Genomic DNA, 18,728 nt, shown 5'->3' on the forward strand with positions numbered 1-18,728 from the left:
ATCCTATTGGTTATATTTGTTGTCCATAAAATATTTTGTGGGTATTTGAGATGTACCATACAATGATTTTTTAAAAAAGTGAATACAGATTCATAAAATGATTTACAATTCATTTTATTTGTTAGAGAATAAATTATGAGCTATAAACGATCATCTTTAATGCAAGAGCGGATGGAGCAAAATCGTAAGTCGATTTTGAGTTCAGCCAGAAAGTTAATTTCAGAGGGAGGGTTTAAAGACGCACAAATACAAACAATTGCAGAGCAAGCGGGTGTATCAAGTGGTCTGGTTTATCGCTACTTCGATAATAAAAGCCAAGTGCTCATTGAAGTTTTGTCTGAGGCCATTAACACAGAACTATTGGTGATTGATTCGATTACCGAAAGTGATTTATCGGCAAAACAGAAATTACATAAGGCTGTGGCAACTTTTGTAAAACGGGCACTGAATAGTCCTCAGCTTGCATATTCACTCATGTTTGAACCCGTCGATTCAACGGTTGAACATGAGCGTTTTCGTGTGAAGCAATTGATTAAACAAAGTATGAAAAAAATACTTGCGGATGGAAATGCAAGTGGTGAGTTTGTCTTGGATGATTTAAATACAGCAGCACTTTGTGTTGTTGGTGCCATGACCTATGTGGTCGTTGAACCCCTAGATCCAGCTCAAAATACAAAGTTTGATCAAGCACACAGAGACTATTTTTCAAAACAGATTGCTGACTTTTGTGTAGATGCTGTGCAGAAGAAATAGGGCATATAAAGGATAAACATTACAAAGTAGGCGATTTGGAAAAGTAGTTGCAGTAACAACAATTAGATCAGGTATGAAGAGAATTACAAAGAATCAAGGAGAATGATTCAATGCAACAAGAACGGTTAAGCTACGCCTCGGGACCAAGCACACAGCCCTTATTGGGTATGACCATTGGTGAACAATTTGATCAGGCCTGTCGGCAATATGCAGAAAAGGAAGCAATTGTCAGTTTTCATCAAAACAGACGGTTAACCTATAAAGCTTTACAGGATGAAGTAAATGCTTTTGCTTGTAGCTTGTTGAAATTGGGTTTAAAAAAAGGCGACCGGTTAGCGATTTGGTCACCAAACTGTGTGGAATGGACAGTTACCCAATTTGCAGCTTTTAAAGCAGGCATTATTTTAGTCAATCTAAATACAGCTTATAAAAGCCATGAACTTGAATATGTGTTGAATAAAGTCTCATGCAAAGGATTGATTATTGCTTCTCAATTCAAAACCACCGATTACCAAGAATTACTCACAAAAATTGCCCCTGAGTTAACAAACAGTCCTGATAAAGTACTCAGTTCAGAACGACTGCCACATTTAAAATTCGTGATTAAAATTGATGACCAGCAACATATCGGTATTCATCGTTTTAGTGATTTAGTTACAACACCAAACTCTGAGCAGCTTGAACAATTAAAACAGTTAACTAAGCAACATCAATTTGATGAAACCATTAATATCCAATTTACTTCAGGTACAACAGGTAACCCAAAAGGGACCATGTTGACCCACCATAATATTTTAAATAATGGCTATTTTGTTGGCGAAGGCATTCGTTTAACGCCTCAAGATAAAGTCTGTATTTCTGTGCCGTTGTTTCATTGTTTTGGCATGGTGATGGGGAATTTAGCGTGTGTTACACATGGGGCAACGATGGTCTATCCATCGGCTGTATTTAATCCTTTAGAAACGTTAAAAGCGATTCATCAAGAACGTTGTACGGCAGCATATGGCGTACCAACCATGTTTATTGCAACTTTAGAACATGAACAATTTAATGAGTTTGATCTATCGAGCTTAAGAACGGGCATCATGGCAGGCAGTCCTTGTCCACGTGAAATTATGCAGCGTGTTATAGACCGCATGCATATGTCTGAAATCACGATTTGTTATGGCATGACTGAAACCTCACCAGTAAGTGTACAAAGTTCGGTAAATGATTCGATTGATAAGCGAGTAAGCACAGTTGGGCATGTTCATCCGCATGTTGAAATTAAAATTGTCGATTTAGAAGGTCAGATTGTTCCGCAAGGGACTTTAGGCGAGCTATGTGTTCGTGGTTATTCAGTCATGGCTGGTTATTGGGGCGAAGAAGAAAAGACCCGTGAAGTGATTGATGCGGCTGGCTGGATGCATACGGGTGATATTGCAGAAATGGATCAAGACGGTTTTATTAAAATTAAAGGCCGTATTAAAGATGTCGTGATTCGTGGTGGGGAAAATCTCTTTCCTAAAGAAATTGAAGACTTTTTATATACCCATCCCGATGTGAGCGATGTACAGGTGATAGGCCTGCCAGATGCGAGATATGGCGAAGAACTTTGTGCTTGTATTATTTTGCATGAACACCACCAAATTGATGAAAATAGTATTCGCCAATTCTGTAAAGAGCATATTTCCCATAATAAAGTGCCGCGCTATGTTCGATTCTTTAACGAATTTCCAATGACTGCTTCAGGCAAAGCACAAAAGTTTAAGTTACAAGAAATTATGCGTGCTGAGCTTAATTTAACAGGAAATGTCTTTGATTAAATAAAGCCAAAAGCGTGGTCAAAGTGCAGCAAACTATAAATTGAAAGGCAGTTCAAATAGAGGATAAAACAAAATGGCAAAAGACTTTAATAGCCCAAAAGTAGTCGATGGTTATGATGAACATATCCGTAAATTAATTCCGGGTTATGAAGTGATCCATCAACAGGTGGATGCCATTTTGCAATCAGTGTTGAAACCTAATGCTCATATCTTAATTGTGGGATGTGGCACGGGTTATGAACTCGAATATTTACTTAAAAGACATCCGAACTGGAAATTTACAGCCGTTGATCCATCTTTAACGATGCTTCAAAAAGCCCAAGAACAGGTTGAACTTTTAGGGAAATCCTCACAAGTAACCTTTATTCACGGTGAAACTTCAGCTTTGCCTCTTGAAAATTGCTTTGATGCTGCACTGTCTATTCTTGTGGCGCATTTTATTGCTGATGATATGAAACCTGCGTTCTTTAAAGATATTTATAATCGCTTAAAAGAAAATGCTGTCTTGCTCACCTACGATTTAATGACGTGTATAAACCCTCAGCAGCTTCAAGCTTTACGTTACTTATGCTTGGCACAAGGCTTAACTGAGGAGCAATGCCAGAAAATGTTAGAGCGTATGGCTCAAGACTTTTTTAGCCTAACCACAGAAGGTTATATAAAACTTTTGCAAAAGACTGGCTTTGAAAGCGTGCAGTCCTATGCACAGGTTCTGACTTATCAGGGTTTTATTGCAAAAAAATAATGCCGGTAGAGACATAGGAATGTTGTCTTAACACTTAAATATTCTCAATGAGGAAGAGAATATGAAAACTGAAAAAAATTAAAAGATTTAGCTTTACTTAAAACAAATTAAAAAGTGGCCCTAATGCCGCTTTAGGGAGGTTTTGTCTAAAAAATATGATGGAAGGTCTTTCTTAAGAAAGAAAGTCAAATTTTCAAGGACCTATCTAAATAGGTACATAACAAAAAGGATGTCGAGATCTTTAAGTCTATTTAAAGATCAAAAAAGGAAAGTTTTATGATAAATGCTTTAAATACAACGGTTCAAAAAAGCCTATTGGCGGTTTCTGTGGCCCTGTTTGTGTCTTCTGCTTTTGCAGGCAAAACAGATCCTGAAATAGAACAACTTCGCCAAGAAGTAAAAGAACTACGAGCTATGCTACAAGCAAATATACAAGCTCAAAAATCTTTATCGCAGGGAAGAGTGGAACTAGTAACTTCTGCAACTCCTCAAGCTGCACAGCCAATACAGCAAGGGTTAACTAAGTCTGGTGCAGAATTTAACCTTTATGGATATATACGGGCAGATGCTTCTTATCAAATGAAGGGCGCATCTACCATGTATAACAACATTAGTGGGGTTCCACTCGAAAATACTCCTGAAGAGGGCGCACAAAAAGATCAGTTGCACAGTACCGTTAATGTGACACGCTTTGGGTTGAATTTTAAAACCCCAACAGCCGTGGGTGATGTGGGGGGGAAGTTAGAAATGGACTTCTTTGGGGCAGCCACTCGTGATCAGTTCCGTATACGCCATGCCTATTTAACTTTTGATAAATGGCTTGTAGGTCAAACGTGGTCAACATTTATTGCACCAGAATATTATCCGGAAACGATTGATGCAGGCACATTTGTAGGTGGAGCATTATTAAGATCGCCGTTAGTTCGCTATAGCGATAACTTAACTGCAAATACAAGCTTTGCAATATCGGTTGAAGATCCGAAATATACAGCGACCTCAGACCCTGATAACAAAATGCGTTTACCAGCTTTGGTAGGGCGCCTAAATCATAAATTTACAAATGGCTCGCTGCTATCAGGTCGTAGTTTTGTGGCTGAAAAGAGAACCAACAATGATGAAGAAGTGGCTTGGGGTGTAGGCCTAGGGGGGAAATATCAGATTACGCCAGATACATTACTCAAAGCTGATTATTACCATGTTAAGGGAGATGGACGTTTCCTACTATGGAGTAACAGCGGCTATGCAATAGATGATCAAAACAATATGCATAGCAATGAATTTGACACTGTTTCATTGGGCATAACCCATCAATTTACACCACAAATTCGTTCAACCTTAGCTTATGGCTATATGAAAGCCAAAGATGACAATCGTTTTGCTGAATTACAACGTAATAGCACAACTCAAAATAAAGAGCTTTGGCAGGGCTGGGTGAATGCACTTTATAACCCATATAAACCAATTACTTTGGGCGTCGAATATGTTTATGGCGAACGAGAAACTTTTGATGGGCGTAACGGGACCGATAACCGCTTCAACATGATGGCGAGTTACGATTTTTAATTAATTCAATAAAACCTTGAATAATCTGTTTTTTCTTTAGGGTGCAGTATATCGTTTTAAAAAATTGAATATGAATTTATCTCACAGAGGAGGTGGGTAAATGACAACATCTAAATTAAATGTAAATGAAATTATTGATCAGGCCAAATTTAGACCTTATCACTGGAGTATTTTACTTTGGTGTTTATTAATTATTATCTTTGATGGGTATGATCTGGTTATTTATGGTGTAGTGCTACCTTTGCTGATGCAAGAGTGGTCGTTGACGGCTGTACAGGCGGGGATGTTAGCAAGTACAGCACTATGCGGAATGATGTTTGGGGCAATGTTCTTTGGAACTTTGGCAGACAAAATAGGCCGTAAAAATGTGATTTTAATTTGTGTCGCTCTTTTTAGTGGTTTTACTTTTTTAGGTGCTTTTGCATCAAGTCCACTTGAGTTTGGGGTGCTTCGATTCTTAGCGGGACTAGGTATTGGTGGGGTAATGCCAAATTTAGTTGCACTTACATCAGAATATGCACCTAAACGTATACGCAGCACCTTAGTAGGTACCATGTTTAGTGGCTATGCGATTGGGGGGATTCTTTCAGCATTAATTGGCAGTTATTTGGTTGAAAGTCAGGGATGGCAAATTATGTTCCTGATTGCAGGCATTCCTTTATTTTTGTTGCCTGTTATATGGAAGTTTTTACCTGAGTCTTTAACCTTTTTGGTTAAAACTGGTAAAACTGAACAAGCACAGCGAATTATTCAAAAAATTTCACCTGAACAAAACCTAACGATCAATACGCAGTTAGTGCTTAATGACGAGAATGTTCCAACAGGCAGCTCTGTAAAGGGATTATTTCAACAAGGCCGCGCATTCAATACACTGATGTTCTGGTTAGTGTTCTTTATGTGCTTACTCATGGTGTATGCCTTAAGCAGCTGGTTACCAAAACTCATGCTTGCAGCAGGGTATTCACTCGGAAAGAGTATTTTATTCTTGTTTGCCTTAAATGTCGGCGCAATGATTGGTTCAATCGGTGGTGGTATTCTTTCTGATAAATTCCATTTAAAACCTGTAATTATGGCAATGCTGCTGGCGGGTGTTATGGCATTAGTCGGTTTAGGCTTTAACTCACCAGCCTATGTTTTATATGGTTTGGTGACTGTGGCAGGAGCCGCAACCATTGGTACTTCAATTCTTCTTTATAGTTACGTTGCTCAATATTATCCATTAAGTGTACGTTCTACTGGAATTGGCTGTGCTTCCGGTGTTGGTCGAATTGGAGCAATTGTTGGGCCAATCTTAACCGGCATGTTATTAGGCTTGGAATTACCTCATAAAATGAATTTCGTAATGATCGCAATTCCTGCAATTCTTGCTTTTTTAGCAGTCATGATGCTTCGACGACCTGCAGTTGAAAAACAGCCGATTGCACCGAAACTTACCGCTGAATTAGAAGGTAACTAATCAATATTGATACAGGTAGGGGAAAAATTCCTACCTGTACCCACATTTATTTTTTGAGTAACTGGTTTAAATGAACCAGATTTGCCATTTGTTGATTACCGCGATCATTGGGATGTAAATGATCACCTGAGTCATAAATCGGGTTTAATCGTTCGGGATGTTTTGAATCTTTTAAACCTTGATCAAGATCAAGTACTCCATCAAATGTCTGACTGGTTCTTATCCAATCATTAATTTTTTTCCGTAATTGATCTTTGTTCGGTTGGTAGTAGTTATCTAAAGGGGTATTGGGTAAAGCACCCGAAAATGGAGGTAAGGTTGCCCCAATCACTTGAATGCCTTGTTTATGTGCTTCATCTACGACACGTTTATAACCTTGAGTTAATGCTTCAAAAGACGGTATTTCTTGTTTAGGAGCAAAAGCTGTACCTGGCCATGAAATATCATTAATACCCACCAGAACAATTAACGTTTTCACCCCAGAATATTGGAATACTTCTTTTTTCAAGCGTTCTAAAGCACTGTCGCCCATACCGTCTGTGAGTAGTCGATTTCCAGAAATTCCGCTATTAATCACCGCTACTTGATGTGGCGATAAACGCTTAGCTAAAAAGTCGGTCCATCTCGTGTTTGCATCTAGAGTTGCAGTTGCTCCATCAGTAATTGAGTCTCCAATAACCGCAACAACATGGGCTTTATGTTTTGGTTTTACCTCTATCGCAGAGAGTAATAATCTTGCAGTGGTTGTTTTGGCATTGGTCGGAATATTTAAATTTGTGGTCTGGTTACCCGTAATCAGCCAACTGGTTTGTTTAGCATCCCAATGAAAAGTTTTAAATGTCGTTGGTTTTTGAATAAAACTATTTACCATTAATTGTGCATGATCAGGAACAAAGAGATGAATTGGGTCACTAATCAATTGTTTACCCGGTAAAATTTGTGCTTTGAGCTTACCCGAAAAGTAAACAGGATAAGCACTCTTAGACTTAAGACTTTTTGAATTAATTAAGCCTACGGTGGTTTTATCAATGTAAAGCGGCTGTTCGCCATATTGATTGGTGAAAACGAGTCGAACTGCTTCACCACCTAAACTAATTTGACTAACTTGTCTGATCGTTTGATCGGATATTTGCTCTGGAATATGGGTTGGAAAAATAAAATCCTTATTCCAAACCTTTTGTGGGCTGGCAGACCAACTGGTGATCCATTGGCTTTTTTGTACTTCTGCTTGCGTTACGGTAGACAATAAAACTAAAGAGAAAAGGGTAGATTTATAAAGTTTCATCTCATGAATCCTTAAAACGAATTAGAGTCATCTTGAAACAAATTAGTGGCTTGTTATAGCGGTCTAAGCGGAATAAGATTTGTGAATTAGATTCATAAATAGATTTCGTTATGTCATATTTTGATATTAATCGATCTGGCGAGCTGGCAATTTTTATTCGAGTGGTCGAATTAGGAAGTTTTTCAGCAGTAGCGAGAGCATGCGACATGACGCCGTCTGCTGTCAGTAAATTAATTGCTCGGCTCGAAAAACGACTAGGAGTCCGGTTACTGAATCGTTCAACACGCCAGTTTCAGCTCACAAGTGAAGGCTGTCAGTTCTATGAGCAAGGTCTTCAAATACTCAGTGAGCTAGATGAACTGGAACAATCTGTTACTGCAAATCACACACCTAAAGGCCGAATCAGAATACATACCAGTTTTTCATATTGGACCCATTTTTTGGTGCCGTGTATTTCTTTATTTAATCAACGCTATCCACAAATTGAATTAGAGGCTCATTTAAGTGATGAAGTCATTAATTTAGTTGAACAAAGAATTGATGTCGCGATTCGAACTGGACCTTTAAAAAGCTCAAATTTGGTGGCTCGCTCATTGGGGAGCACTCGTAAACATTATGTCTGCTCACCTGCATATATTACACAGTGTGGTTGTCCACAGCATCCAGATGAACTATCTGAACATCAGCTTTTAGACGTCAGCTATCAACGCCAGAATAAGACATGGTTATTTAAAAAAGAGAATCAAGAAATCACGCTCGTATCTACTCAGGTTTTAAGAGTAAATCATGGGGAAGCGATTTTGCAGTTAGCACTTGCCGATGCAGGCATTGCACAACTCAATGAGTTTCAAGTTCGAAAAGCGCTAGAACAAAAGCAGTTAGTTAAAATTCTTGAAGACTGGAATGTTAATGCTTCTGAAGAATTTCATGCTGTCTGGATCGGGCATGATAAATACGTTCCTAAACGTGTAAGAGTCTTTCTAGATTTCTTGGTGGAACATGCAAATATCAGTTAATTGGGTCTTTTCTTGCACTTAACTGACACTGGTGAATTGTTTCATTCATTGTTTCCACAAAGTTCATGTTCGCATCAATATTTTGTAAGCTTACTTTTTCTAGATCTTCTACAAATTGTGGCGAATAATGTTCTTCTAAAGCGTTATAAATACAATTGCATTGTGAGAGCGCATGGCCTGACCACACACAATGTGTATTGAATTCATTTTTACTGATAGGTCTGCACCCTAATAAACTTATAGAAATTATTAATAGAGTGCACACTAAAACAATACGATATGAAAAAAACATCATTATTGCTCTTCGTTGGTTGTTGTTATCGTTAAGTTATGCTTATAGATGCGTTCATCTTTAACTGGCGTTAAATAGTGAGATCTTTTCCCTAAAAAGATAAAAGTAGGGATAGGTAAAAAGATGGGAAGAATTCTTTAAACGTGTTTTAAGCTGAACAATAAGATAATGAAGAGTAATAAAAATAAAATGATATAAAATAATAGTCATTAGAGACTCCTTGATAAAAGAAGTTGTGCCCAATCACTGCTATTAATTATGGTGGTGAAACGAAAGGGGGTTAGCAGACTGATACCTAAGAAACCAGCACACCCGAAGGTGTCCCACTCCCGTTCCTCCGTCAAAGGCACGAGGGGCTCCACACCAAAAAACTTGTTTTTAGTGCACTTAGGTAGACGATCTGCTAAAACCGACTGACAAAATAGGTCAGCCGGAGCATCATAAGCTGAGCCTTAAAGCGGGTCAATTGCAAAAATAAAAGATTGGTTTATATAAACAAATATTAATATTTTTAAATTTTCATTAATAAAATAACAAGTTATTTAGAATTTAAACAATTGAATAATTAGTAAACCTAATTTCTATAATTGAGTTTTAATGTTTATATATCAAAGATTTATTAATTGTTTATTTATATATTGTTTGCAATCATTGGCTTAATAAGACACAAACTCATAAAGGATGAGCAATTTTAGTTTTATGAATATGGCAATCTTAAATAATTAGCTAATGCCAAAATTTAATTAAAATATCAATTGCAAGAATGGTATTTTTTAATCATTTATTTAATTTAGATTTTTACAAAAGCTTGCATAATCTACAAAAGTTAAGAGAACCACAGTGGTAGGCCAACAGAAGATAATGCTATTCATAAGCCGACATCTTAAAATTAATAAGGGTGACTTCAATGTTAAGAGTTTTTTGTGCAGTTAGCATGGTCGTTGCAATTGCAATGGGTATGAGCGCTTGCCAAGATAGAAATTCAAGAGATGACGGAACTCATGGCGTTAATGACCCCACAACCCCTCACAAAATGGATAAAAACTCATAACTATTTTTTCTAAGAAAACTCATTTTTAGGTGAGTTTTCTTATCGTTATTTTCTATAAAATATGTAACATAATAAAAATGATAATTATATGAAAATATAAAATTAATCAATAAATTAGTAAGTTATTATCTTTCTATAAATTTGTTGTTACTGAAGTGTTTCTATAATGAGTTATAGTTTCAAAAAATTAATAAAATAAACACAATAAATTACTTATATTCATCCTAAATTCATTGTAGTCATGACAGTTTTATAAAGGTAAGGATATGCCCCAGTACTTAAGAATAGCTGAGAAAATATATCAAAATGTTAAAGAAAAAAAAGGCTTTACAGATGATCATATGGAAGATCTTAACAATTTGATGATTGAACTCAGACATGAGCTGAAGGGGACAAAGCTTAAGCTTTTATATAATTATATTGATTTTGCTGAATTACTGATTAAACCTCTACAGGAATCTAAAATTAAATTGGATTTAAGTATTATTCCGCAGAGTAAGAATACTCAAGAATTTGTATTGTGGCTTGCGAGTTTTATTGAACGGATTACCACGGGTGGACAAGAAAAATTACCGCCAATCCGAGCTAAGGTTACTTTATCTTCATATGATTACGAAGAAAATTATCGTTCAGTGCAACATCCAGTAAATAACGGTGAAGAAATTATTGAATATTTTAAGAAAAAAGATAATTAAATAAGATGCTATAAAAAGAGCTTATTTCCAGGGGCCAATAGGAAATAAGCTCATATTTTTAAATTAATAAATAAATAGAAGATACTACATTACAAATACTATCTATCGTTCCATGCATCTTTAATTGCCTGTTTAGCATGTTCCCATTTTAAGCGGGATTCAGCTTTCAGCTCTTCCCATTTTTGTTGAAGGCTACCTTCGACATCTTCAAATTGAGCACCTTCTTCAGATTCGGTGCGGGCACGATGACCTAACTCATAGGCTGTCGAGAAATCTCGATCATAATCTAGATCTGGAGTAGTAAGTTGAGCTTCTTGATAATAAGGACGAGTAACGTAACTTTCGCGCCAATAGGTATCAGAATAGTTATGGTCGCCAGCTGGCAGTCGTGCGTGATCGCTATTTTGATCTGTCATCAGTTTTTCCTCATCTATTATTAAATTTTATGCTTATGTTGAATTTAGGAAGGTGAGTGCACCTTCCTAAATAAAATGAATGACCGCATCAAATAACAATTAAATCGGCAATGAATTAACGTTGCTGATTATTGTTATTTGGGTTTTGTTGGCTTGGATCTTTTTGATTAGAGCCTTGTTGTGGGCGGCGGTTGTCATTTTGCTGTTGTTGCTGATTGTTTTGTTGCTGTTGATCTTTTTGCTGTTGATTGCCATTTGGCTGTTGCTGGTTATTACGGTTGTCATTTTGCTGCTGTTGTTGCTGCTGATTATTAGGTTGATTGCTTTGATTATTAGTAGTGCTCATCTTTAATTACCTCATATCATTTATGATGTGTGTTTTATCTGAGAGCTTCAGATAGGTTTATTTAAACATGAAAATTTTAAATGTGTAGTCTGAGGGTGTTACCCTATATTTAACTGTAACTTTAGAAACTAACTAAAACCTTGATTTTTATATAATGAAGATTTTATTGATAAACATAATTAATATGAAGATGGATAAAATTACATTTAAGTACATTGGTGTTAAAGAAACACAATGATTATTTCTAAATGTGTATTTGTTATTTTTTTATTAGTGAGGTCCTATTTTTTATTATCTAATATTATGAATTCTATATCTTGAGTAATGTAATAAACAAGTTGTCTAAGTTTAAAATAAGGAAAACCCTTAAATATACGACGGAAATTATAAAAAATAGAATAAAAGAAGGTGCCTACTGGTTTTTCTTTTGTTTCTGACCCGCCTTTTTTAATAATCCCGTACAAGCAACATAAAGATCTGCTTTTATAAGGTTTTTCCCTTTTTTGATCATCTCTACAGTGACTTGCATGGATTTAGGTGTATATTTTTCAATAAGTTATGAAGAAATATGAAGGGTATTTTCTTTAACCCGTAAGTCATAGCTGACTAAGCTTCCAATAAAAATATCGCCAGAATAGAGGCTTAAAGAAAAGCGGTAAGCTAAATAGCCCGCAGAAGCACTTTCAAAAAATGCAATTTTAATTTTTTCTTCTGCTAATAATTTGCAACATGAGTTAAACATTTTCTATCCTTGGCTATGTTTTTAAGTTATTTATAGAATTATTTTTAATTGCTTTATGTTAATTTTTTAATCTTTATGATTTTAAAGGTAACTATAATGTAATTTAAATTTTATATTTTTTTATAAAAATAGCCAGTTAAGTTATTCTAAAGATGAGAATGTAATTTTGTGTTAGGTGTTACACATTTGAATTTGAAGGGATTTATACGGAAATAATTGTTTTTAATAACGCAATATAACAAAGATAAGCTGGGATAATATGGTGAGTAAAGTATGGTATTTTATATCTCACAAAAGGAGAATAGAAATGCCTGTTGTAGTGAAAGAAAGATTATTAGACCTATTACAAGATAATCAACAGAACTATTACGAATTATTTGTTTTTTTCCTTGATCCTGATATTTCTAGTTTTGAGAAAGAAAAAAAAGCAAGAGATTTTCTTGCACATGAAATAGAAAAGGTAGATCAGATAGAAATTGATTTCCCTTCAAATATAAATACGATTAAAGAATGGTGTCAGAAAAATAATAAAGAAAATTGTGAGGTATTTCAGGCTTATTTAAATCGTCGGCAAGCGGGTAGTGAGAGAGAGTATTTCAAAAATGTCAGTCAAGCATTTGAATTTTTAATTAAAGTCTCTCCTACAAAAAAAGTAGATGGTGCATGGCTATATAGTTGTGTTCACTACTGGAATGATCCAGTTTTTCATGAACTAATTATTACGTATTTGGAAGAACTCGGGTTAGGTGAACCGAAAGCAAACCACGTATGTATTTATGATGATTTACTACGTAGTTTGGGAATCGATAGTTTTGATCTGCTTTTAGAAGATGAATACTATCATCATGCCGTGGTTCAGTTGGCTCTGGGTTATGCTCCAGCTGAGTTTATTCCCGAGATTATTGGTTTTAATCTGGGCTATGAACAGCTGCCTCTTCATCTATTGATTACCAATTACGAACTAGCTGAACTGGGCATCGATTCTAAGTATTTCAATCTGCACATCACCATTGACAACATTGATAATGGGCATGCAAATAAAGCAATCAAAGTTATCGAAAATATTTTTGATAAATACAAAGATAAAGAACTTTTTCTTACTAAATTAAAACGTGGTTTTGCGCTAAACAATCATGGCGTAGGCTCTTCTAGCATTATAAAAAATTTAAATCTTGAAGATTTTGTTCTTAAAATTTTAAAAAGAAAGGCGCTCGTAGGGCAATTAATTCATAACGAAACCAGAGAATTTGGGTGCAAAACGATTAATCAATGGTTATCTAACCCAGACGATGTTGAAGGGCTGGTATCGCATTTAATCGACCATAAATGGATTAAATTTAATAGCAATCCTGAACAAAGTATTTTTTGGAGATTAATTAATGATGAGAATGGAAAAATGTTTGGAGTGTTTACTCCTGTAGAGCGCCAGATCATTCATGATTGGATTGCAGGAGATGACCATTCTTCTAATTTCTTGACTTACAGCAAGGTACTCAACAGCAGCCAGCGTATTCAAGACTATCTATTTAGCTATATCTCTGATGGCGAACTTGATGCTTTGCAAGAACGCATACGTCAGTCGCATGATCTTGCTATAAAAATATGCAAATTAACCCCATTTTTAGCACCCGACTCACACCATAAGAGTATTGGACTTTGGAGCACGCGCAAATATGTCGAGCTTCTTTTTCCATATTTAAGTTCCTTTAACAAAAATTAGTTCTTTAATTTTTCTACTTCACCCAAGGTTTAACTTTAAAACATAGGTAATGAACATGACTGATAACGTTAAATTAACAAATAAAACAAGTGAAATGGCTGGCGCTGATGAGGCAAACAAAGCCAATACTACTCAAAAAACTGAACAGTTAGACACAGTAAGAGATGATGCTACAAATCAGGCTTTAACCACAAATCAGGGGGTTAAAATTGCTGATAACCAAAATAGTCTAAAAGCAGGAACGCGCGGATCAACGTTATTAGAAGATTTTATCTTACGAGAAAAGATTACCCATTTTGACCATGAACGAATTCCAGAGCGTATTGTGCATGCTCGTGGCGTAGGATCTCACGGTTATTTTCAAGCTTATGAAGGAAATGAGCGTCTAACGAAAGCAGGTTTTTTGACGGACCCATCTATTCAGACTCCAATTTTTGTACGTTTCTCGACCGTACAAGGGCCACGTGGTTCAGCCGACACCGTTCGTGATATACGTGGATTTGCTATTAAATTTTACACGCAAGAAGGCAACTTCGATTTGGTCGGCAATAATGCTCCAGTTTTCTTTGTGCAAGATGGTATTAAGTTCCCTGATTTTGTACATGCGGTAAAACCTGAACCAGATACTGAAATGCCTACGGGAGGGAGCGCCCATGATACATTTTGGGACTTTGTGTCTTTAGTACCAGAGTCAGCACATGCTGTGATTTGGGCCATGTCTGATCGTGCTATTCCTCGTAATTTACGTTCAATTCAAGGCTTTGGTGTGCACACCTTCCGTTTAATTAATGCTGAAGGTAAAGCTCATTTTGTTAAGTTTCACTGGACCCCTAAACAAGGCTTAAGTGCTCTGGTTTGGGATGAGGCACAAAAACTTGCAGGTAAAGATCCTGATTTCCATCGTCGAGATCTTTACGAAGCCATTGAGCAAGGCGTATATCCTGAATGGGAATTAGGGGTGCAAATTGTCGCAGAAGAAGATGAAATGAAGTTCGATTTCGACTTACTTGACCCAACAAAAATTATTCCTGAAGAATTAGTTCCTGTCACACCTATTGGCCGTTTTGTTTTAAATCGAAATGTTGATAATTTCTTTGCTGAAACAGAGCAGGTTGCTTTCTGTCCGGGGCATATTGTACCGGGTATTGATTTTACGAATGATCCACTATTACAGGCACGACTATTTTCATATACCGATACACAGTTAAGTCGTTTAGGCGGACCGAATTTCCATCAAATACCGATTAATAAACCTGTATGCCCATTCCATAACAATCAACGCGATGGTATTCATCAGCATACCATTCATAAAGGACAAGCTTCTTATCAACCCAATTCAATTGATGGGAACTGGCCAGTTGAAACACCTCCAGCGGCAGAAAATGGTGGATTTGAAAGTTACTATGAAAGAGTGAGTGGTCAAAAGATTCGTGAAAGAAGTGAATCTTTTTCAGATCATTTTTCTCAGCCGCGTCTTTACTACAAGAGCCTTGCACCTCATGAGCAAAAACATGTGGTCGATGCGTATACCTTTGAGCTCAGTAAGGTAAAAAGAAAACATATTCGTGAACGTCAGGTCCAACAAATTTTGGCGAATATCGACCTTGATTTAGCACGTCAAGTGGGAGCAAATCTAGGAATAGAAGTACCTGATCTTAGCCTCGATTTTAAACCTCAAACTGTTGAAAAATCGGCTAAGTTATCCATGCTCGCTTTCCCGCCAGCCGATATTAAAGGCCGAAAAATAGCCGTACTCATCCATAATCTGGTGAAGTCTGATGCATTAGAAACCATTAAAAACTGGGCAATTAAGGAAGGGGCTATTGTGCATTTATTAGCACCGAGTTTAGCACCAGTTAAAGATCATCAAGACAAAGTTATTGCGGCTGATGGTATGCAAATGGCAGAACCATCAATTGCTTATGATGCGGTGATTATTCCCGATGGTGATAATTTAAATGCGGTGATACAAGATGGGGTAACTCGTCATTACATATTAGAAGCCTATAAACATTTAAAACCAGTCGTCTTTTTAGGTAATAAATCTGACCTACTTGAACCACTTAATTTGGTTGCAGATGAAGGAACACTAATAGAAGATGAATTTAAGCATATTTCAGAGAAGCTTAAAAACTTGCTTAAAGCTCATCGCGTTTGGTCGCGAGAGAAAATAGCTCAGCACGTTCCAGCTTAAAGTAAAAGTCCTGAAGGTTAAAACTTTCAGGGCTTTTTTATATCGTGGCCGCAGTCGTGACGATGATTATGATGACCGTGGATAAAACTCTCGAGATCAGAAACGCGGTGCCTCTGGACGGTTTACGTCTTAAGCATCGCGCTTTAAAACAAAGGAGGTTTAGCCTCCTTTGTTTTAATATTTTATTGGGGGAGAGGTTGTAGCCCTTTTACAATATCAAGATATTCAGAACCGTTTAACCAAAAAGATTTTTTTAAAAATAGGGTGGTCATAATACTTTCTGCTGCTTCACTTTCCGGATTTTCACAGAAAATTCCATAGCTTTCGCCTAATACCGCATCATTTTCAATGAGACGGATATAGTAAGCATGTTGCTCATTTGCATAACCTAAAACTGCATCACGTTGATTTTTCATTTCGCATGTCTCCATACCAAAAAACTGAATTTAACCAGAATGTTAAATGTTCAGAATCTCATTTGATAAAAATCATAAAACAGTCAGTAATCAGGACTATCCCATAATAGGTTTTGATTTTCTTCAAATTGCCATTTTGATTTAAACATCCCTGTTAAAAGCAAAATGGATTAAAATCTGATCATGGGATTTATTGTTATGCAAAAAAAATATTTCGTCAACTTGAAAATGTAACTTTTTCAAGTTACATTGTCTGTGTAGGATTTGAACGGTGAAATGGAGGCGAGATGTCAAAGAAAAACGAGTTTGAGCATGGCGGTGCCCGTGAAAATGCTGGTCGTAAAGCACAGTTCAATGAACCCACAAAAGTGATTCGTGTTCCTGAGTCTCAAGTGAACTTTATCAAAAATTGGTTACTGAATAATGTCAAAACCGACAACCGGACAGATTTTAGCTCAAAATTGAAGGTTCAACAGGTTCATGCAAACAACGATAAAATTTACCATATTCCTTTAGCTACCGAACGTGTTGCTGCGGGTTTTCCTTCGCCAGCGCAAGATGATATTGAGCAAGCACTCGATTTAAATGAATATTTAATTAGAAATGAAAATGCCACGTTTATTGTCAAAGCAAATTCTTTGTCAATGCTAGACGCTGGAATTGATATTGATGATCCACTTATTGTGGACCGTAGTCTTCCCGCTAAATCTGGGGATATCGTAATTGCGCTTATTGACAATGATTTCACTGTTAAGCGCTTAATGATTGATAATAATTACCACCCACCTAAAATTTGGCTAAAAGCTGAAAACTCTGATTATCAGAATATTTATATTGAAGAAGGGCAAGAACTGGTTATTTGGGGAGTCGTGACTTATAACCTCAAACGAATGAGATAAGGCGTTACTTTGCTTTAGTTACTGATCCAAAATAGGGACCAGTAACTCTAAGCCAAGTAATATTTTTAAATTTGCCCAATCAATAAACATGTAGCGATAATTACCATAAGACCACCTGAAAACCGTCCTACTAAGCGTGCTGCCTGTGGTCTGCTTTTTAGAATAGCTTGTGAACCATAACCTACCATTAAGTAAATAATGGCACAGCTAATCATGTGGACAACACCAAAAGCAACAATTTGCGTCGTCACCGACCATGAAGCAGTGGTGTCAATAAATTGAGGAAGCAAGGCTAAAAAGAGTAAAAAAACTTTCGGGTTTAAGCCACTCACATAAACGCCTTTTGTTGCCCAGTTCAACCATGATTGCGCTTTTTCAGACTCAGACTGATTTGGAGTAGGAGGGGTAAGTAATAAATTTATTCCCATCCATAATAAATAAGCAGAACCAGCAACAGTCAGAATCATTAGAGCCGTCGGGTTATTTGCTACAAGCAGACCAACACCAGCCGCGACCAATAAAATCGTAATAAAGTGCCCCAATAGCATACCTGCAACGGCAGGTACGACGACTTTGCCTTTAATTCCTGCCGAGATGGCATACGCCCAATCTGCCCCTGGAGTAATAATAAAAAGAATGGAGACACTCCAAAATGCAATAAAAATGTTAAAAGCCATATGCTTATCTCGGCAAACTATTTTCCAAAGGTTTCGTTCGGTGTTTTAGAAAAAATTCCTATTCATTCGAACTTGTTGAAAATAATATGCTCATGTATTTAGAATGTGCTTTTAAATGTTTGCTCATATCACACTCATTTGGGGTAAATTTTTCTAAATGGATCGCACAGATAAAAAGATTCTTGCTGAATTGCAATTAAATGGCCGATTATCTATTACTGAATTGGCAGAAAAAGTAGGCTTAAGCATTTCACCATGTCATCGACGAGTGAAGGCTTTAGAAGAGTCAGGAGCCATCAAAGGCTATCGGGCAGAACTCGATCCGAATTTAGTAGGTTTTGAGTTTTCAGCGATTGTTTTTATTACGCTTAAAGAAGGTGATAAGCAGGCAGTTGAGAAGTTTGAAAATGCCGTAATTGATATTCCGCAAATCATTCAGGCCCAGCGCTTATTTGGTGAGCCAGATTATTTGCTGCACGTGGTAGCAAAAGATTTACCCGCTTTTCAGCGGCTATATGATGAAAAATTATCGGCTATTCCAAGTGTGCAACGGCTCATCTCAACCATTGTGATGAAAGATGTCGTACCTGAACGTTTATTTCCGATTGGCTAAAATCATTAGATATAAAAAAAGAAGCTTTAAAAAGCTTCTTTTTT

At 36.6% G+C, this 18,728-nt stretch carries 18 protein-coding genes and 1 pseudogene; 12 read left to right on the forward strand and 7 right to left on the reverse strand.

Going from position 1 to position 18,728, the window contains the following annotated elements:
• The first annotated feature begins 135 nt into the window (after positions 1-135).
• The 5 genes from MKL38_RS01190 to MKL38_RS01210 all read left to right on the forward strand — a co-directional run bounded on the left by MKL38_RS01190 (position 136) and on the right by MKL38_RS01210 (position 6,322).
• Positions 136-753, forward strand: coding sequence for a TetR/AcrR family transcriptional regulator (locus tag MKL38_RS01190; RefSeq protein WP_003651165.1), 618 nt, complete (start codon positions 136-138; stop codon positions 751-753).
• A 110-nt stretch (positions 754-863) separates the two neighbouring features.
• Positions 864-2,558, forward strand: a complete 1,695-nt coding sequence (locus MKL38_RS01195; protein ID WP_270902266.1) for an AMP-binding protein — start codon at positions 864-866, stop codon at positions 2,556-2,558.
• 73 nt (positions 2,559-2,631) lie between these two features.
• Complete coding sequence (locus MKL38_RS01200) at positions 2,632-3,303, forward strand: class I SAM-dependent methyltransferase (protein WP_270902267.1); 672 nt, start codon at positions 2,632-2,634, stop codon at positions 3,301-3,303.
• Between the two features lie 279 nt (positions 3,304-3,582).
• Positions 3,583-4,866, forward strand: coding sequence for a DcaP family trimeric outer membrane transporter (locus MKL38_RS01205; RefSeq protein ID WP_270902575.1), 1,284 nt, complete (start codon positions 3,583-3,585; stop codon positions 4,864-4,866).
• Positions 4,867-4,966: 100 nt separating this feature from the next.
• A complete protein-coding gene (locus MKL38_RS01210; protein ID WP_270902268.1) occupies positions 4,967-6,322 on the forward strand; it encodes an MFS transporter in 1,356 nt (451 codons plus the stop codon).
• Between the two features lie 46 nt (positions 6,323-6,368).
• Here MKL38_RS01210 and MKL38_RS01215 read toward each other — a convergent pair whose 3' ends face one another.
• A complete protein-coding gene (locus tag MKL38_RS01215) occupies positions 6,369-7,607 on the reverse strand; it encodes an SGNH/GDSL hydrolase family protein (RefSeq protein WP_270902269.1) in 1,239 nt (412 codons plus the stop codon).
• Positions 7,608-7,717: 110 nt separating this feature from the next.
• On the opposite strand from MKL38_RS01215, the gene MKL38_RS01220 reads away from it, so the two are divergent.
• Positions 7,718-8,623 carry a LysR family transcriptional regulator gene (locus MKL38_RS01220; protein ID WP_270902270.1) on the forward strand — a complete coding sequence of 302 codons (906 nt, stop codon included), beginning with the start codon at positions 7,718-7,720 and terminating at the stop codon, positions 8,621-8,623.
• On the opposite strand, the gene MKL38_RS01225 is transcribed toward MKL38_RS01220, so the two are convergent.
• Positions 8,616-8,918, reverse strand: a complete 303-nt coding sequence (locus MKL38_RS01225) for a hypothetical protein (protein ID WP_005041466.1) — start codon at positions 8,916-8,918, stop codon at positions 8,616-8,618. The two genes, MKL38_RS01220 and MKL38_RS01225, sit on opposite strands and share 8 nt — an antisense overlap.
• Positions 8,919-9,822: 904 nt before the next feature.
• Here MKL38_RS01225 and MKL38_RS01230 point away from each other — a divergent pair.
• Positions 9,823-9,966, forward strand: coding sequence for a hypothetical protein (locus MKL38_RS01230; RefSeq protein WP_170834025.1), 144 nt, complete (start codon positions 9,823-9,825; stop codon positions 9,964-9,966).
• A 266-nt stretch (positions 9,967-10,232) separates the two neighbouring features.
• Positions 10,233-10,661 (forward strand): hypothetical protein, encoded by a 429-nt coding sequence (locus MKL38_RS01235; RefSeq protein WP_045436251.1) that lies wholly within the window; start codon positions 10,233-10,235, stop codon positions 10,659-10,661.
• Positions 10,662-10,759: 98 nt separating this feature from the next.
• Here MKL38_RS01235 and MKL38_RS01240 read toward each other — a convergent pair whose 3' ends face one another.
• From MKL38_RS01240 to MKL38_RS01250, 3 genes and pseudogenes are all read right to left on the reverse strand, one after another.
• Positions 10,760-11,077: a hypothetical protein gene (locus MKL38_RS01240; protein WP_005041460.1), complete on the reverse strand. Its 318-nt coding sequence runs from the start codon at positions 11,075-11,077 to the stop codon at positions 10,760-10,762.
• A 115-nt stretch (positions 11,078-11,192) separates the two neighbouring features.
• Positions 11,193-11,423, reverse strand: a complete 231-nt coding sequence (locus MKL38_RS01245) for a hypothetical protein (RefSeq protein WP_045436254.1) — start codon at positions 11,421-11,423, stop codon at positions 11,193-11,195.
• 281 nt (positions 11,424-11,704) lie between these two features.
• A pseudogene (locus MKL38_RS01250) lies at positions 11,705-12,165 on the reverse strand (CinA family protein).
• Positions 12,166-12,472: 307 nt separating this feature from the next.
• On the opposite strand from MKL38_RS01250, the gene MKL38_RS01255 reads away from it, so the two are divergent.
• A complete protein-coding gene (locus MKL38_RS01255) occupies positions 12,473-13,885 on the forward strand; it encodes an iron-containing redox enzyme family protein (protein ID WP_270902271.1) in 1,413 nt (470 codons plus the stop codon).
• 49 nt (positions 13,886-13,934) lie between these two features.
• Positions 13,935-16,079, forward strand: a complete 2,145-nt coding sequence (katE, locus tag MKL38_RS01260) for a catalase HPII (RefSeq protein WP_270902272.1) — start codon at positions 13,935-13,937, stop codon at positions 16,077-16,079.
• A gap of 182 nt (positions 16,080-16,261) precedes the next feature.
• Here the strand turns inward: katE and MKL38_RS01265 are convergent, their stop codons facing one another.
• The gene (locus MKL38_RS01265; protein WP_003651181.1) at positions 16,262-16,495 is read right to left on the reverse strand and encodes a hypothetical protein; all 234 of its coding nucleotides are present in this window, start codon (positions 16,493-16,495) and stop codon (positions 16,262-16,264) included.
• 287 nt (positions 16,496-16,782) lie between these two features.
• On the opposite strand from MKL38_RS01265, the gene MKL38_RS01270 reads away from it, so the two are divergent.
• Positions 16,783-17,394, forward strand: a complete 612-nt coding sequence (locus MKL38_RS01270) for a LexA family protein (RefSeq protein WP_005041445.1) — start codon at positions 16,783-16,785, stop codon at positions 17,392-17,394.
• Positions 17,395-17,459: 65 nt separating this feature from the next.
• Here MKL38_RS01270 and MKL38_RS01275 read toward each other — a convergent pair whose 3' ends face one another.
• Entirely contained in the window at positions 17,460-18,071 is a 612-nt protein-coding gene (locus MKL38_RS01275; RefSeq protein WP_270902273.1) for a LysE family translocator, read from the reverse strand.
• Between the two features lie 157 nt (positions 18,072-18,228).
• Between MKL38_RS01275 and MKL38_RS01280 the strand changes: the two genes are divergently transcribed.
• Positions 18,229-18,684, forward strand: a complete 456-nt coding sequence (locus tag MKL38_RS01280) for an Lrp/AsnC family transcriptional regulator (protein WP_000376211.1) — start codon at positions 18,229-18,231, stop codon at positions 18,682-18,684.
• Positions 18,685-18,728 lie beyond the last annotated feature (44 nt).

Origin of the sequence: Acinetobacter sp. AOR14_HL (assembly GCF_027855175.1) — a bacterium.
Taxonomy (GTDB): Bacteria; Pseudomonadota; Gammaproteobacteria; order Pseudomonadales; family Moraxellaceae; genus Acinetobacter; species Acinetobacter calcoaceticus.